Annotated in this window: 14 protein-coding genes and 3 pseudogenes; 4 read left to right on the top strand and 13 right to left on the bottom strand. The window is 61.3% G+C overall.

Annotated elements, in window-relative coordinates:
- The first annotated feature begins 1 nt into the window (after position 1).
- Complete coding sequence (gene ppk1 / locus IPM27_07905; protein MBK9161474.1) at positions 2 to 2092, top strand: polyphosphate kinase 1; 2091 nt, start codon at positions 2 to 4, stop codon at positions 2090 to 2092.
- 45 nt (positions 2093 to 2137) lie between these two features.
- Here ppk1 and IPM27_07900 read toward each other — a convergent pair whose 3' ends face one another.
- A complete protein-coding gene (locus tag IPM27_07900; protein MBK9161473.1) occupies positions 2138 to 2521 on the bottom strand; it encodes a hypothetical protein in 384 nt (127 codons plus the stop codon).
- Between the two features lie 79 nt (positions 2522 to 2600).
- Between IPM27_07900 and IPM27_07895 the strand changes: the two are divergent.
- The 3 genes and pseudogenes from IPM27_07895 to IPM27_07885 all read left to right on the top strand — a co-directional run bounded on the left by IPM27_07895 (position 2601) and on the right by IPM27_07885 (position 5697).
- Positions 2601 to 3046, top strand: a pseudogene (locus IPM27_07895) (histidine phosphatase family protein).
- A 29-nt stretch (positions 3047 to 3075) separates the two neighbouring features.
- A complete protein-coding gene (gene pap / locus IPM27_07890) occupies positions 3076 to 4560 on the top strand; it encodes a polyphosphate:AMP phosphotransferase (protein MBK9161472.1) in 1485 nt (494 codons plus the stop codon).
- Positions 4561 to 4750: 190 nt separating this feature from the next.
- A pseudogene (locus tag IPM27_07885) lies at positions 4751 to 5697 on the top strand (cytochrome-c peroxidase).
- Positions 5698 to 5760: 63 nt separating this feature from the next.
- Here the strand turns inward: IPM27_07885 and IPM27_07880 are convergent.
- The 12 genes and pseudogenes from IPM27_07880 to IPM27_07825 all read right to left on the bottom strand — a co-directional run bounded on the left by IPM27_07880 (position 5761) and on the right by IPM27_07825 (position 15773).
- The gene (locus IPM27_07880; GenBank protein ID MBK9161471.1) at positions 5761 to 6075 is read right to left on the bottom strand and encodes a DUF2288 domain-containing protein; all 315 of its coding nucleotides are present in this window, start codon (positions 6073 to 6075) and stop codon (positions 5761 to 5763) included.
- Positions 6072 to 6449: a hypothetical protein gene (locus tag IPM27_07875; GenBank protein MBK9161470.1), complete on the bottom strand. Its 378-nt coding sequence runs from the start codon at positions 6447 to 6449 to the stop codon at positions 6072 to 6074. Before IPM27_07875 ends, IPM27_07880 begins: the two co-directional genes overlap by 4 nt.
- Before the next feature lie 2 nt (positions 6450 to 6451).
- Complete coding sequence (locus IPM27_07870; protein ID MBK9161469.1) at positions 6452 to 6991, bottom strand: gamma carbonic anhydrase family protein; 540 nt, start codon at positions 6989 to 6991, stop codon at positions 6452 to 6454.
- 23 nt (positions 6992 to 7014) lie between these two features.
- Complete coding sequence (locus tag IPM27_07865) at positions 7015 to 7512, bottom strand: DUF3465 domain-containing protein (GenBank protein ID MBK9161468.1); 498 nt, start codon at positions 7510 to 7512, stop codon at positions 7015 to 7017.
- A 123-nt stretch (positions 7513 to 7635) separates the two neighbouring features.
- Positions 7636 to 7788, bottom strand: a pseudogene (locus tag IPM27_07860) (cold shock domain-containing protein).
- 214 nt (positions 7789 to 8002) lie between these two features.
- Positions 8003 to 8479 carry a hypothetical protein gene (locus IPM27_07855; protein MBK9161467.1) on the bottom strand — a complete coding sequence of 159 codons (477 nt, stop codon included), beginning with the start codon at positions 8477 to 8479 and terminating at the stop codon, positions 8003 to 8005.
- 314 nt (positions 8480 to 8793) lie between these two features.
- Positions 8794 to 9828 (bottom strand): dihydroorotase, encoded by a 1035-nt coding sequence (gene pyrC, locus IPM27_07850; protein ID MBK9161466.1) that lies wholly within the window; start codon positions 9826 to 9828, stop codon positions 8794 to 8796.
- Between the two features lie 78 nt (positions 9829 to 9906).
- Positions 9907 to 10182, bottom strand: coding sequence for a type II toxin-antitoxin system RelE/ParE family toxin (locus IPM27_07845; GenBank protein MBK9161465.1), 276 nt, complete (start codon positions 10180 to 10182; stop codon positions 9907 to 9909).
- On the bottom strand, positions 10175 to 10402 hold the full coding sequence (locus IPM27_07840; GenBank protein ID MBK9161464.1) for a ParD-like family protein: 228 nt from the start codon (positions 10400 to 10402) through the stop codon (positions 10175 to 10177). The genes IPM27_07845 and IPM27_07840 overlap by 8 nt, the downstream gene beginning before the upstream one ends.
- 76 nt (positions 10403 to 10478) lie before the next feature.
- A complete protein-coding gene (locus tag IPM27_07835) occupies positions 10479 to 11108 on the bottom strand; it encodes a CerR family C-terminal domain-containing protein (protein ID MBK9161463.1) in 630 nt (209 codons plus the stop codon).
- On the bottom strand, positions 11105 to 12607 hold the full coding sequence (locus IPM27_07830; protein ID MBK9161462.1) for an efflux transporter outer membrane subunit: 1503 nt from the start codon (positions 12605 to 12607) through the stop codon (positions 11105 to 11107). The genes IPM27_07835 and IPM27_07830 overlap by 4 nt, the downstream gene beginning before the upstream one ends.
- Before the next feature lie 46 nt (positions 12608 to 12653).
- The gene (locus tag IPM27_07825; GenBank protein MBK9161461.1) at positions 12654 to 15773 is read right to left on the bottom strand and encodes an efflux RND transporter permease subunit; all 3120 of its coding nucleotides are present in this window, start codon (positions 15771 to 15773) and stop codon (positions 12654 to 12656) included.
- Positions 15774 to 15777 lie beyond the last annotated feature (4 nt).

Genomic DNA, 15777 nt, shown 5'->3' with positions numbered 1-15777 from the left:
CGTGTCGAAAAAATTCGTCCCGCAACAATTCCTCAACCGCGAGGTCGGCCAACTCGAGTTCAACAGGCGCGTGCTCGCCCAGGCCGAAGACCAGAGCGTCCCGCTGCTGGAACGGCTGAAATACCTGTGCATCGTCAGCAGCAATCTCGACGAGTTCTTCGAGATACGCGTGGCCGGCCTGAAGGAACAGATCCGGCTGGGCGGCATCGCCACCGGCGCGGACGGCATGACGGCAAAACAGACGCTCGAACTGGTACGCGATCAGGCGCACCGGATGATCGAGCGCCAGTACCAGTTGTTCAACAAGGACATCACGCCCGCGCTCGCGCAGCATGACATCAAGTTCCTGCGCCGCACCCACTGGAACGAGGCGCAGCGCGCATGGGTGAAGGACTTTTTCTTTCGCGAGGTCATCCCGGTGCTGACGCCCATCGGGCTCGATCCCGCCCACCCGTTCCCGCGCGTGCTCAACAAGAGCCTGAACTTCGCCGTGGAATTGCAGGGCAAGGACGCGTTCGGGCGCAACTCGGCGCGCGCCATCGTGCAGGCGCCGCGCGTGCTGCCGCGCTGCATCCCGATGCCGCCGGAGGTGAGCGGCTGCGCGCACGGCTTCGTGTTCCTTTCCTCCATCCTGCACGCGCATGTCGGCGAACTGTTCGCCGGCATGGAAGTGCTGGGCTGCTACCAGTTCCGCGTGACGCGCAACAGCAATCTGTTCGTCGACGAGGAAGAGGTCAAGAACCTGCGCATCAGCCTGCAGGGCGGATTGCCGCAGCGCCATTTCGGCGACGCGGTGCGCCTGGAGATCGCCGACACCTGCCCGCCGCAGATCGCCGAACTGTTGCTCAAGGAATTCAACCTGAACGCAGAGGACCTGTACCGGGTGCATGGCCCGGTGAACCTGGTGCGATTGATGGGCATCCCGGACCAGGTCGCGCGCGACGACCTGAAATTCCCCGCCTTCGTACCCAGCGTCCCGCCCGTGCTGCGCAAGAAGGGCGAGAACATGTTCAAGGTGATCCGCAAGGGCGATGTGCTGTTGCACCATCCTTACCAGTCGTTCAAGCCGGTGATCAACTTCATCCAGCAGGCCTCCAGCGACCCGAACGTGGTGGCGATCAAGCAGACCGTGTACCGCACCGGGACGGATTCTGAACTGATGGAGGCGCTGATCGCCGCAGCCAAGCGCGGCAAGGAAGTGACCGTGGTCGTGGAGTTGCTGGCGCGCTTCGACGAGGAAGCCAACATCAGTTGGGCGACGCGTCTGGAGGAGGTGGGCGCGCATGTGGTGTACGGCGTGGTCGGCCACAAGACCCACGCCAAGATGCTGATGGTGGTGCGCCGCGAGGACGGCAGGCTGCGCCGCTATGTGCATCTGGGTACCGGCAACTACCATCCGCGCACCGCGCGGCTATACACGGACTTCGGCCTGTTCACCGGCAACGACGAGGTCTGCGCCGACGCGAACGAGGTGTTCAGCCAGCTCACCAGCCTGGGCAAGGCGCGCAAGCTCAATCACCTGTGGCAGTCGCCGTTCTCGCTGCACAGCGAGGTACTGCGTTCGATCCGGAACGAGACTGCGCTGGCCAGGGCGGGCAAGCGGGCGCACATCATCGCCAAGATGAACGCGCTGCTGGAACCGGAAACCATCACCGCGCTGTATGAAGCCTCGCAGGCGGGCGTCAAGGTGGACCTGATCGTGCGCGGCGTGTGCGCGCTGCGCCCCGGCGTGCCCGGCCTGTCCGAGAATATCCGCGTGCGCTCGATCATCGGCCGCTTCCTCGAACACACGCGCATCTTCTATTTCCGCAACGAGCTGAAGCACGATGTCTATCTGGCCAGCGCGGACTGGATGGATCGCAACTTCTTCCGCCGTATCGAGGTCTGCTTCCCGATACTCGACGCGAAGCTCAAGAAGCGCGTGATCGACGAGGGGCTCAAGACCTACCTGCGCGACAATTCCCAGGCGTGGGAAATGGACGGCGACGGACGTTACCACCTCAAGAGTGCCAAGCCCGCCTTGCGGAAATGCGCCCAGACCGAACTGCTCAAACTGATCGCCAGTTCTCCGGTAAAGGCGATCCCGCAATGACACGGGCCGGACAAGTCCGGCCCGGCATGTTCGGTTGCAGAGACTTCAGTGCTTCCTGGGGCGGCCGGTCTTGATCTTTTCCAGCCCTTCCAGTGTCAGCTTAAGTTTCGCCGCATCGACCTCGGCCAGCATTTTCAGGCCGGCGCGCAATACCTCGCTCTTCTTCACATGCAGCCCGCTTTTCTGGCACAGCTCTTTGAGCTCCGCAATCTTCTGATATTCGTCGCGCGGCATGGTGAAGCTGTCTCGAACGACCTTGACCTTGCCTTCCTTCTTCGTTTTTCTGTCGCGCTGCTTCAGGATGTCGCTCGGCTTGAGTGCGGGTTTGGCGGTGGCCGCAGGTTTCGGCTTGCTCGCAGCAGGTGCTTTTTTTACTGCCGGTCTTGTTGCAGTGCTTGCCGTCTTTGCGACGGCCCCCTTGGTTGCCATGTCATTCCCCTCGCGTTAAAGTGGTAAAAGCAGTGTATACGGTATATGCTGACAAGTGAATAGATGGTCGGAGGGTATCGTGGAATTGATCCTGTGGCGACATGCGGAAGCTGAGGACGGCACGCCGGACATCACGCGCGCCTCACCGCCAAAGGCAGGAAGCAGGCCGCAAAGACTGCCGCATTCCTGAAGGCCCATCTGCCCGCCAACACCCGCATCCTTGTCAGTCCCGCCACCCGCACACAACAGACCATCGCTCCGCTCGGCAAGCATTTCGAACTGGCCGATGCCATCGGCCCCGGCGCCTCTGCACAGGCGGTACTCCAGGCGGCAGGTTGGCCGGATGCCGACGGCACCGTCCTGGTCGTCGGCCATCAACCCACACTCGGCCACATCGCCTCGCAATTGCTCGGTTGCGGAAACGACTCATTAAGCATCAAGAAGGGTGCGCTATGGTGGTTCAGCCAGCGCGAAGGGGTTTCACAAGCCACCTTGCGTCTGGTCATCGCACCGGATCTTTTGTAGGTTTCATCTCTAAACATCGGGAGGGCATCATGTTTGAATCTGCTGAACTCGGACACAAGATAGACAAAGCCACCTATGACGCGGAAGTGCCCAAGCTGCGCGAAGCATTGCTTGAAGCACAGATGGACTTGGCCAAGCTGGCGAAATTCCCGGTCATCATCCTGGTCGGCGGCGTGGACGGCGCGGGGCGCGGCGAGACCGTGAACCTGCTCAATGAATGGATGGATCCGCGCTTCGTGGAAACGCACGGCATGGGCGAACCGTCCGACGAGGAACTGGACCGCCCGATGATGTGGCGCTTCTGGCGTGCATTGCCACCCAAGGGCAAGGTCGGCGTGTTCCTCGGTTCCTGGTACACCTGGCCGATACTCAACCGCGTGCATGGCATCACCAAGAATTCGCAACTGGACCAGAGCCTGGAGCGTGCCAAGCGCCTCGAGAAGATGCTGGTGGACGAAGGCGCGCTGGTGATCAAGTTCTGGCTGCACCTGTCCAAGGATAAACAGCAGAAACGCCTGAAGATGCTGGAGAAGGATCCCAAGACCCGCTGGCGCGTCACCAAGCGCGACTGGGAACATTACAAACTGTACGACAAGTTCAACGCCGTGCACGAGAGCGTGGTGCGCCATACCAGCACCGCCGAAGCACCGTGGATCATCGTCGAGGGCTACGACGCGCGCTACCGTGGCCTGACCGTGGGCAAGACCATCCTTGATGCGATCCAGAAACGCGTCAAGGAAGCCGGCAAGAAGACCGAGGTCTCCGCGCCGCCGCCGCTGCCGTCGATCGACCAGATCAATGTGCTGAAGGCGCTCGACATGAAGCAGAAGCTCGAGAAGAAGAAATACCAGTCCGAGCTGGAGAAATACCAGGGCAAGCTGGCCCTGCTGTCGCGCGATCCGAGGTTCAGGAACATCACCGTGGTCGCGATGTTCGAGGGCAACGATGCGGCAGGGAAGGGCGGCGCCATCCGGCGCATCACCAGTGCGCTGGACGCACGTCAATACAACATCGTGCCGATCGCAGCGCCGACCGAGGAAGAACGCGCCCAGCCTTACCTGTGGCGTTTCTGGCGGCACATCCCGCGCAAGGGCCGCGTGACCATCTTCGATCGATCGTGGTATGGCCGCGTGCTGGTCGAACGCGTCGAGGGCTTCTGCTCCAGATCGGACTGGATGCGTGCCTACAGCGAGATCAACGATTTCGAGGGGCAACTGGCACGTCACCGGATCGTGGTCGTCAAGTTCTGGCTGACCATCACCAAGGAAGAACAGTTGCGCCGCTTCAAGGAACGCGAAAAGATCGGCTTCAAGCGCTTCAAGATCACCGAGGAAGACTGGCGCAACCGCAAGAAATGGGACGAATATGAGCACGCGGTATGTGACATGGTCGACCGCACCAGCACCGAGATCTCCCCGTGGACGCTGGTGGAAGCCAACGACAAGTACTTCGCGCGCATCAAGGTGCTGGAAACTTTGTGCCAGCGCATCGAAGCGGAAATGAAAAAGAAATGACCTGAGGAACCCTCGCCGACCTTTATCGTCGAACCCGGTACGCTGCCATCCATAACAGGTGGCCTTCGTTACCGGGGCGGCGTCAAAATTTATCGCAATCCATCGTTCATCAAGAAAGGAATCATCATGACCAGACAACGCGTACTGGCACTGTCCATTGGACTGTTTGCCCTGTCAGCCGCTCCCCGGAATGGCACTGGCTGCCGGCAGTAACGAACCGATCCAGCCCATCGCCGCGGTCAAACCCGGCAAACCGGCCGTCGTCGAACTCGGCAAGAAACTCTACTTCGATCCGCGCCTGTCCAAATCCGGCTTCATCTCCTGCAATTCCTGCCACAACCTCTCGATGGGCGGCACCGACAACCTCAAGACCTCGATCGGCCACAACTGGCAACAGGGCCCGATCAATTCGCCGACCGTGCTGAACTCGGGCATGAACCTCGCGCAGTTCTGGGACGGCCGCGCAGCCGACCTCAAGGCGCAGGCGGGCGGCCCGATCGCGAATCCGGGCGAAATGGCCTCCAACCACGAACTTGCCGTTGAAGTCCTGCAATCCATCCCGGGTTACGTAAGGGAATTCAAAACGGCTTTCGGCTCCGACAAGATCGACATCGACAAGGTCACCGAGGCCATCGCCGCCTTCGAGAAGACGCTGGTCACGCCAGACTCGCGCTTCGACAAATGGCTCAAGGGCAATAAGAATGCCTTGAGCAAGGATGAGTTGGCCGGCTACAAGCTGTTCAAGGACAGCGGTTGCACCGCCTGCCATAACGGCCCCGCTGTCGGCGGCAACTCGTTCCAGAAGCTCGGCGTGGTCGAGCCGTACAAGACCGACAATCCCGCCGAGGACGCATCGCCGTCACCGGCAAGGATGCCGACCGCTTCTATTTCAAGGTGCCGACGCTGCGCAACGTGGAACTGACCTATCCGTACTTCCACGACGGCGGGGCTGCCACGCTGGGCGAAGCGGTGAACACCATGGGCCGCATCCAGCTCGGCAAGGACTTCACCGAGGAGGAGAACGGCCGGATCGTCGCCTTCCTGAAGACATTGACCGGCAAACAGCCCTCGTTCCAGATGCCGATCCTGCCACCATCCGTCGACGGCACGCCGCGTCCGCAACCTTTCGGCAAGTGAACGCAGTGACGTAAAAAACAACGGGGGCCGCGAGCCCCCGTTTTCACTGGTGCGGCAACGGGACTATCGCGGTCCGTCCACAGATTGCACCAGCACGTAAGGCCGCGCCACCACAGCCCAGACCATGGCATCCTCTTCGTACCATGCCTTCGCCTGCTCGTCCGTCACACGCGCGACCCCGCCGGCGTCCATCCATTGCGACACCTGTTGCGCATCGTCTTCCGACACCCGGAACGCCACCTCCACCAGATCCAGTTCGGGGCTGACGGCGATCACGACACCGCTGGCAAAATAGCGCTGCAACTCGCGCCATGCGATCTGCGCGGTCTCCATGTTCAACTTGGCGCGATAGATCTCGTCCCGTTCGGCCCGGCTCATTGGCGGCTCCCTTTCATTTCGTCGTCGGCCGCGCCGCGCGCATCGAGTTCCCGCCACATCGCCTGCGCCACGGCCGCCCACGACGATTCGTGTTTGGACAGCGTATCGAAATGCGCCATGTAACCCGGCCCGAAGGCGCGCGTGTTGGTCAGGTGCATCAGCATCGCCAGCCCGTACAGCTCGACCTTGGTGCGCGCCTGACGGTCGCCCCTGCAGGATGCATCCCGCAGCGCATCGATGTTCTGCAGCACATCGTGCGCGAACTTCCGCACACCCGGTTCGTCGCCGCAATTGATGCCGAGCGCCAGACATTTGCGCTCGATCGCCTGATCCATCTGGTGCCCGTTCATCAGCAGGGTATCGTTGCTCAACATCGCTATTTGCCCGATCCTTTCAGATAGTCGTCCTTCAGCCGCATGTAATGCTCGGCGGAATAGCGCAGATAGTCGAGTTCCTCTTCCGTCAGCTTGCGCACCGCTTTCGCGGGGCGCCCCATGTACAGCATGCCGCTCTCCAGCACCTTGCCCTGCGTCACCAGGCTGCCCGCGCCGACCACCACGCGGTCGTGGATCACCGCATCGTCGAGGATGATGGAGCCCATCCCGATCAGGCATTCGTTGCCGATGGTGCAGCCGTGCAAAACAACCGAATGGCCGATGGTCACATGGTCGCCGATGATCAGCGGCGAACCCTCCGGTTTGTCCACCGACTTGTGCGACACATGGCCGAGGCTCAGATCCTGCACGTTCGTGCCGCGCCCGATCACGATGCGATTCACGTCGCCGCGCAGCACCGCGTTGCACCACACCGAACTGTCGTCGCCGATGATCACGTCGCCGATGACCTGACAGGACGGATGCAGATAGACGCGGTCGCCGAGGGCGGGGGAGGTATTCAAGTAGTTGGATAGCGGCATCTTCATTGTCGTTCCCACTGAATTTATTGATACCTTTTTCCTTTATGCTCTATCCATCCCGCCACATGAGATCCACTAGGGTCATTATGCGTCCAGTGGATTACCCCACCTTTTTCGTTCCATTCATATTGTCCATAAAATCTGATTGAGTCCCCCTCGGCAAGGGAGTCAATTCTTTGTGCCAGGTCGATGTTGTGAGCAACCAAGAGCGTCTGGCCCGAGTTAAGGCGCACAATAAACCTTTGATGTCGGCTTCCATCGTTGTCGTCAGACAAAAGCGTTACAACCCTCCCGCTTCCTTCAATTTGGAGATTGCTTGTTCGGGATTCGTATGCTTTGAAGAACTCAGAATCGCTATCATTTACTTGAGCTGACTCTGTGTTCCTGCTTGTTTGTGATGTGGCGGAAAGTGAGCTCTCCTGCAATGTGTTTTCGGTGTTCCTCGCCTCTGCTGAGTCGCTGTTTCGTTCTGAGTAGCTGGCATACCCGTAGACCACCAACACAACCAATAGAATTGGCATCAGGCGACCCGCTACGCCTTGCTTATTGTATGACGGCTTTATTTTGCTTTGATTTTGGCGCGATATCTTGGTGCGAGCAGAAAAGGAAATATCTATCGCCCTCTTTTTGCCTGATTTGTCTATTTCTATTTCGAACGACACTGGTTCACCAAGCTTCGGACGCTGCCCGTCATTTGGAAAAGCAGAAATATGGGCGAATATTTCCCCCTTTCCATGATTTGGCGAGATAAATCCAAAGCCGCGATCATCATTCCACTTGGTAAGCTTGCCGTCGATTCTCATTGTCGTTACATACAGTAATTACAATATTCACTTGCGATGTAGCATCGCCTCAACAACTTCCACTTCATCGTCTCCCCCGCCCTCAGCGGCACCAGCTTGGAGCCGCCAAATTAGACTGCGTGCGGCATCTCCCATTCTTCCTTGCGCAGTGTGACCTAGTCGGTGTTTTGATTTCAATTGGGCTCCGCCCCCAGTATTTACTTTAATTTTACTGACTGAGCGCTTTGATCATGGCTGGAAGCAGGAATCCAATCAATAGCAACGCCATCGCCGGTCGCAGCAAGTTTACAGGTTTCATGTTTCTCTCCGTGATAGCGGTGATGGCATGATTTACCGCTGAGAAAGTAAAGAACATCAACATCGCAGTAACGATGGTCGCATCCGCATATCGCCCCCAATCCACGAGATATACAAGCAAGGCTGTCATGGCCGTGGCAGCATTGGCCAGACCCGATTGAATCTGATAAGCCCGATTGGGTGCATAGCCAATTTTCTCGGAGGCCACTTCTCCCAATATCAGAGATTCAAAGGCTACCGTGCCCGACATGAGCATAACGATGAATGGACCCATAATGTGAAATTGCGATATCGCATCATGGCCAAAATAGTAGGCAAAAAAGATAGTAAGCCCTATGCCGACAGGCCGAAGCCACTCCATTGCCATTGCCAGATTCTTCTTTGTCACTTTGCCTCGCCCCCCCCAATCTTAGTTATCCGCCGAACGAAGGTAAGGGGCTGCGCTTTAGCGCAGTCCCAGCACAGCGGAGCGAACCTGACCGAATATAAATGGACTTCCCGCATCGTAGAGCGGCTAAACCGCACGGCATCGAATGTGCCAAGATTGAATTTCCAGTCAATCTGAATAACGAAGGAGAAGTCCACATGAATGCGTGGTTATCAAATCAGCTATAAGCAATATTGCTGAAATTCGAAAAAACCACTTCATCTAACTCTCTCCGCCCCTAGTAATTGGCTTTGGTGAATGAAACTATCTGGCGGTCATCTGTTGAACTTCCACTTCATCGTCTCCCCCGCCCTCAGCGGCACAAGCTGATGCTCTCCAAATCCCACCGACGCAGGCACTTGCCACTCTTCCTTGCGCAACGTGACCTTATCGGTGTTGCGCGGCAGGCCGTAATAATCCGCCCCATAGAAACTGGCGAAGCCTTCCAGCTTGTCCAGTGCGCCCGCATTCTCGAACGCTTCGGCATACAGCTCGATGGCGGAATGCGCGCTGTAGCAACCGGCGCAGCCGCAGGCGTTCTCTTTGGTGTGCTGCGCGTGCGGGGCGCTGTCGGTGCCGAGGAAGAATTTCCTGTTGCCGCTGGTGGCGGCTTTGACCAGTGCAGCTCGGTGCGTCTCACGTTTCAATATCGGCAGGCAGTAGTAGTGCGGACGGATGCCGCCGACCAGCATGGCGTTGCGGTTGTAGAGCAGGTGTTGCGGGGTGAGCGTGGCGGCGATGGTGTCGGGTGCGCTCGTCACGAACTGCGCGGCATCTTGGGTGGTGATGTGTTCGAACACCACGCGCAGCTCGGGCAGGTCTTTCAGCAAGGGCTGCATTACGCGCTCGATGAACACGGCTTCGCGGTCGAAGATGTCGATGTCGGGGCTGGTGACTTCGCCGTGCACCAGCAGCGGCATGCCGCAGGCTTGCATGGCTTCCAGCGCGGCATAAGTCTTGCGGATGTCGGTCACGCCCGCATCGGAGTTGGTGGTCGCTCCGGCGGGATACAGCTTCACCGCATGCACCACGCCGCTGGCTTTGGCCTTGTTGATCTCTTCCGCACTGGTGATGTCGGTGAGGTACAGCGTCATCAGCGGCTCGAACCTCATCCCAGCGGGCAGCGCTTTGAGGATGCGCTCGCGGTAGGCGATGGCCTGTTCGGTGGTGGTGACGGGCGGACGCAGGTTGGGCATGACGATGGCGCGGGCGAACTGGCGTGCAGTGTCCGGCAGGACGGAGGACATCAGCGCGTCATCGCGCAGGTGCAGGTGCCAGTCGTCGGGGCGGGTGAGGGTGAGTTGCTGCATGGCATTATCCCGTCTGGATGGATGGGGAGATTGTAAATCAAAGACGTATGGGCTGCCTTTACCGCAGGACGCCTTTAATCAGCGCTTGAGGTTGCGGTAAAAATTCTCGTGCGTACCTACCAACAGCAACACACGGGTCGCAGGGTCGTATTCGTAAGCCAATAAGAACAGTTGATTCACGCAATCGAACTTGTAGACGTAAACGCCAGACAAGTCACCTTTCTTGGCTTCGCCGATGCCGGGATCGCGAACGATATCGACTACAGCTTGGTCAACTGCGTCTTTCTGGTTGTTGTGTAATTTTTTGTAGGCTCGCAGAAATGCGTTGGCCTGCAAAACCCGAATATCAGCCACGGAACTGACCCGGCACAAAATCGGTAAGTTGCTTGCGATCTTCCGCCTTGGCCACCAGCAATTCGCGGACGAACTCTATCGGCAGGTCGGGATTGTCCAGCGCAGCTTTGCCAACCTTTGCCCAGAATTCGAGTTGTCCCGCAATCGTACGGCACTCGCCTTTTGATGCAGCCTTCGCTTGTTCGTACAACTCACCTTCAATACGGACTGGCATGCTCATGATCTTCTCCATTTGCTACATTTGTAGTAAACAGTAGCAAATTGCAGCAAGGAAGGCAATCCGGTCCTGCGCCCGGCTATTTCGCCTTCCGTCCCGGATAACCGAGCCCGCTCAACGAGAAATCGGCGATGTGTTTCGCGATCGCTTCGATCTCCCCGTGGTCGTAGCGCAACTCCGGGTGCAGGCGTTGCAGCACCGGATGCGAATGGTGATAGAACGAGCATTGTCCGAGGATGCTGTGCACGCAGCGGTTCACTGCCGTTTCGCCCACCGTGCCGCCGACGATCTCGCGCACCAGCCGGACCAGATGATCGTGCAGCGGCGCGATGGCCTCGCGCACGATCTTGTCCAGCCCCGGCGTGGGATCGGCCAGTTCGCGTGCCATGATGCGGCATTGCGACGAGGCGCTGCCCTCGTCCAGCATCATGTGCATGAAGTCGCGGATGAACAGGCGCAGGCGCGCCTCGGGGCAGGCGTCGGCCTGTGCGTTGGTCTCCTGCAACAGGCGCAGCGATTCGAAGTGCAGCGCCTCGGCCAGCAGGCCGTCCTTGCTACCGAAGTGATAGCTCACTGCCGCGACGTTGGCCCCGGCGCGGCGGCAGATCTCGCGCACCGTCGCCCCCTGGAAGCCGCATTCGGAGAAGGCTTCGCGCGCCGCCGCCAGCAGCCGTTCGCGGGTCTGCTCGGCCGGCGCATCACATTTCATTTTCCGGGCTCCGGTTCCGCGCCCTGACCCGCCAGCGCCTTGTAGAGTTGCGCGGCGTTGGACAGCGCGATGCGCCGCACCTGCACTTCGCCCTGCTGCGCGGCGAACGCTTCGCGCTGCGCGTCCAGCAGTTCGAGATGGTTGGCGATGCCCGCCTGGTAGCGCGCCTCGACCAGCTTGAGTCGCTGTGCCTGCGCCCGCGCGTTGGCTTGCTGCGCGTCGAGCTGCACGGCGAGTTTCTCGCGCGCGTCGAGCAGATCGGCCACTTCGCGGAACGCCTGCTGGATGGCCTTTTCGTATTCGGCGACGGCGATCACCTTGCGTGCCTCGGCAACGTCAAGACTTGACGAGTGGCGTCCGGCATCGAACAGCGGTTGCGCCAGCGCGGGCTGGAAGCTCCATGCGCCGCTGCCCGCATCGAACAGGCCCGCCAGTGTGCGGCTGGCGGTGCCGACGCTGCCGGTCAGCGTGATGCGCGGCAGGAACGCCGCGCGTGCCGCGCCGATGTTGGCGTTCGCCGCGACGAGATTTTGTTCGGCCGCCAGCACGTCGGGACGCTGCAACAGCACTTCGGCGGGCAGGTCCGCGATCAGGTCCGGCGTGATGTCCTGTCCGGCAAGGGCGCGGCCGGCCGGCAGGTCCTTCATCTGTGCGACCGGCTGGCCGACCAGCACGTCGAGCAGGTTCGCGGCGGCGGCCTGCTGCCGTTCCAGGCTGGCCTGTTCGGCCAGCGCGGCCTGATATGCGCCTTCCGCCTGCAGGTATTCGAGGTCACCCGCCACACCGAGGTCGCGGCGGCGCGAGGTCAGTTCGCGGTATTCGGCGCGCGTCCTTGCGGTGGCAGCGGCCAGTTGCGCGCGCTCGCCCAGTTCCAGCAACGACAGGTAGGCGTTCGCCACCTCCGCGACCAGTGACAGGCGGAACGCGCGCTGCGCGGCTTCGGTGGCAAGGTAGTTCGCCCTGGCCGCCGCGCTCAGGCTGGCGACGCGCCCCCAGAAATCCAGCTCGAACGACAACAGGCCGAGGTTCACGTCATAGCGTTGCGACTTGAAGGTGCGCCCGGTGAACGAGGTACTGGCCGGCGATGCCGACGCGGTGCGCGACGCATTCACGCTGACGTTGGGCAGGCGGTCGGCCTGCTGGATGCCGTATTGGCCGCGCGCCTCGGCGATGCGCGCCGTGGCGATGCGCAGGTCGCGGTTGTTCTCCAGCGCGGCGGCGATCAGCGTCTGCAAACGCGGGTCCGGGTAGTAGTGCGCGATGTCGGTGTCCGCCACCCGGCGCGCGCCGTCCGCCTTGGCGGAACCGGGCCATGCGGCGGCGACCGGCGCCTCGGGCCGCTGGTAGGTCGGCGTCAGCGAGCAAGCGCTTAACATTGTGAGCGATAAAATGACGAGTATCGGAAAATACCCGTCATTCCCGCGAAAGCGGGAATCCAGATAATTAAAGAATTTACGCGTAGCGGATAAAGCCTTGATTTTGTCCGCTACGCGGGACATTTTTTCGCTGGATTCCCGCTTTCGCGGGAATGACGGAGCTAATGGATTAGCTGGATTCATGGCGCGCCTCCTTCTGTTCGGCATGTGCGCGCGCATGACCGGGGAAGAAGCGGCGCACCACAACGAAGAACACCGGCACCAGGAACACCGCCAGCACGGTGGCGGCGAACATGCCGCCCATCACGCCGGTGCCGATGGCATGACGGCTCTGCGCGCCCGCGCCGGTGGAGATCGCCAGCGGCGTCACGCCGGCGATGAACGCGATGGAGGTCATCAGGATCGGGCGGAAGCGCAACCGGCACGCTTCCAGCGTGGCGTCGATCAGGCTCATGCCTTCGTCCTGCAGCTTGCGCGCGAATTCGATGATCAGGATGGCGTTCTTGGACGACAGGCCGATGATGGCGATCAGGCCGACCTTGAAATACACGTCGTTGGGCAGGTCGCGCAGGGTGACCGCGAGTACCGAACCGAACACGCCCAGCGGCACCACCAGCATCACCGCGAACGGGATCGACCAGCTCTCATACAGCGCCGCCAGACACAGGAACACCACGATCAGCGACACGGCGAACAGCAGCGGCGCCTGCGCGCCTGATTGCGTCTCCTCGCGCGCGGTGCCCGACCATTCGAAGCCGAATCCCGGCGGCAGCTTCGCGGCGATCTCCTGCATCGCCTGCATCGCCTCGCCGGAACTGCGGCCGGGCGCGGGGCCGCCGGCGATCTTCATCGCGGGCAGACCGTTGTAGCGGTCCAGCTTGGGCGAACCGGAGATCCATTCCGCAGTGGCCAGCTCGGACAGCGGCACCATGCCGCCCCGATTGTTGCGCACCGATACCTTGAGGATGTCGTCCGGCGTGCGGCGGGTGTCCGCCTCGGCCTGCATCTGCACGCGCAGCACGCGCCCCTGACGCACGAAGTCGTTGAGATACACCGTGCCGAGCAGCGATTGCAGCGTCTCGTTCAGGTCGGTGATGGACACGCCCAGCGATTCGGCCTTGAGGCGGTCGATGTCGAGGAACAGTTGCGGCCCGGCCTCCTGCCCTTCCGGACGCACGCCGGCCAGCACCGGGTTCTGCATCGCCATGCCGAGCGCCATGTTGCGCGCCTCCAGCAACTTGTCGCGGCCCATCCCGCCGCGGTCCTGCAACCGGAAATCGAAGCCGCCCGCCGCTGCCAGCTCGGGGATGGGCGGCGGGTTGATGGAGAAGATCATCGCCTGCTTGATGCCGAACAGCATCATGTTGGCCTTGCGCGTCAACGCGTCGGCGCCGCTCTCCGCGCCGGGGCGCACGTCCCAGTTCTTCAGGCGCACGAAGGCGATCGCCGCGTTCTGGCCGCGCCCGAAGAAGGAGAATCCCGCCACGCCGATCACGTGTTCGACCTCTTTCTGCCCGAGGAAATACTGCTCGACTTGGGTCAGCACTTCCAGCGTGCGTTCGCGCGTCGCCCCCGACGGCAACTGGATGACGCTGATGAAATAGCCCTGATCCTCGGACGGCAGGAAGCTGCCCGGTAACTTGCTGAACAGCCCGCCCGCCGCCAGCAGGATCGCCGCGTACACCAGCAGGTAGCGCCCGGTGCGCGTGACGATCCGGCTGACCGTGCCGGTATAGCTGCGCGTCAAGCGCTGGAAGAATTCGCCGAACCTGCCGGGCGGCTCGGCTTTCTTGTGCCTGAGCATGCTGGCGCACAGCGCGGGGGTGAGCGTCAGCGCCATCAGCGCAGAGAAGCCCATGGTCAGCACCAGCGTGACCGCGAACTGGCGGTAGATCGCGCCGGTCGAGCCGGGGAAGAACGCCATCGGGACGAACACTGCCGACAGCACCAGCGTGATCGCGATGATCGCGCCGACGATCTGGTCCATGGCCTTGCGGGTCGCGTCGCGCGCCGACAACCCCTCGGTGGTCATGATGCGCTCGACGTTCTCCACCACCACGATGGCGTCGTCCACCACGATGCCGATGGCCAGCACCATCGCGAACAGCGTCAGCACGTTGATCGAATAGCCCAGCAGGTACAGGCCGACCAGTGCGCCGGTCAGCGCGATCGGGATGACGATGGTGGGGATCAGCGTCGCGCGCAGGTTGCCGAGGAACAGGTACATCACCAGGAACACCAGGAATAGCGCCTCGGCAAGACTCTTCTGCACTTCCTTGATGGAGATGTCGATGAACTGCGAGGTTTCGTACGGCACCACCCAGTCGATGCCCTGCGGGAAGAACTTCGCCAGTTCCGCCATGCGCGCTTTCACCGCTGCCACCGTTTCCAGCGCATTGGCGTCGGGCGTCAGGCGGATCGCGATGGCGGCGGTCGGCTGGCCGTCGATGCGCGCGGCGGTCGAATAGTCCTGCGCGCCCAGCTCGACGCGCGCGATGTCCTTCACGCGCAGCGCCGATCCGTCCGGATTGGTGCGCACCACGATGTTGCCGAACTCTTCTGTCGTGGACAGCCGGCTGCGCGTGACGATCACCGCATTGAGCTCCTGCCCGGATGAGGAAGGCAACTGGCCCAGTTCACCGACCGCGAGCTCGGAGTTCTGCGCGCGTACCGCTTTCGACACGTCAGCAGGCGAGATGCCGTAGGCTTGCAGCTTCTCCGGCTTGAGCCAGATGCGCATCGAGTATTCGGTGCCGAACAGCAGCGCCTCGCCCACGCCGGAAATGCGGCGGACGCTGTCCAGCACGCTGGCGCTGGCGTAGCTGCCCAGCGCAACGTTGTCGAGGCTCTTGTCCGGCGACACCAGCGCCACGATCATCACGTAGTTGCGCGCCGACTTCGTCACGGTGACGCCCATCCTGCGCACTTCTTCCGGCAGGCGGATCTCGGCACGCTTGGTACGGTTCTGCGCTTCCACCGAGGCCAGATCGAGATCGGTGCCGGGCTGGAAGGTCAGCGTGATGCTGCCCCGGCCCAGTTCCGCCGACGATTCCATGTACAGCAGGTTCTCGATGCCGTTCATCTCCTGCTCGAGCAGCGCGACGACGGTCTCCTCGATGACCTGTGCCGACGCGCCCGGGTAGGTGACCGTGACCGCCAGTGCCGGCGGCGCGACGGACGGATACTGTGCGACCGGCAGGCCGCGCAACGCCAGCATGCCGCCGAGCAGGATGATCAGCGCGATGACCCAGGCGAACACCGGGCGGTCGATGAAGAATTTGGAGAACATGGCG

Source organism: Nitrosomonadales bacterium, assembly GCA_016716325.1.
Classification (GTDB): Bacteria; Pseudomonadota; Gammaproteobacteria; order Burkholderiales; family Gallionellaceae; genus Gallionella.
This window is presented reverse-complemented; position numbering and strand designations above follow the sequence as displayed.

Excerpts from the sequence above, each read along its gene's own strand:
- pap (MBK9161472.1), top strand. The coding sequence starts at position 3,076 with ATGTTTGAATCTGCTGAACTCGGACACAAGATAGACAAAGCCACCTAT.
- IPM27_07865 (MBK9161468.1), bottom strand. The coding sequence starts at position 7,512 with ATGCCAATTCTATTGGTTGTGTTGGTGGTCTACGGGTATGCCAGCTAC.
- pyrC (MBK9161466.1), bottom strand. The coding sequence starts at position 9,828 with ATGCAGCAACTCACCCTCACCCGCCCCGACGACTGGCACCTGCACCTG.
- IPM27_07840 (MBK9161464.1), bottom strand. The coding sequence starts at position 10,402 with ATGAGCATGCCAGTCCGTATTGAAGGTGAGTTGTACGAACAAGCGAAG.
- IPM27_07870 (MBK9161469.1), bottom strand. The coding sequence starts at position 6,991 with ATGCCGCTATCCAACTACTTGAATACCTCCCCCGCCCTCGGCGACCGC.
- IPM27_07830 (MBK9161462.1), bottom strand. The coding sequence starts at position 12,607 with ATGTCCCGCGTAGCGGACAAAATCAAGGCTTTATCCGCTACGCGTAAA.
- IPM27_07880 (MBK9161471.1), bottom strand. The coding sequence starts at position 6,075 with ATGAGCCGGGCCGAACGGGACGAGATCTATCGCGCCAAGTTGAACATG.
- IPM27_07875 (MBK9161470.1), bottom strand. The coding sequence starts at position 6,449 with ATGTTGAGCAACGATACCCTGCTGATGAACGGGCACCAGATGGATCAG.
- IPM27_07900 (MBK9161473.1), bottom strand. The coding sequence starts at position 2,521 with ATGGCAACCAAGGGGGCCGTCGCAAAGACGGCAAGCACTGCAACAAGA.
- IPM27_07825 (MBK9161461.1), bottom strand. The coding sequence starts at position 15,773 with ATGTTCTCCAAATTCTTCATCGACCGCCCGGTGTTCGCCTGGGTCATC.
- IPM27_07835 (MBK9161463.1), bottom strand. The coding sequence starts at position 11,108 with ATGAAATGTGATGCGCCGGCCGAGCAGACCCGCGAACGGCTGCTGGCG.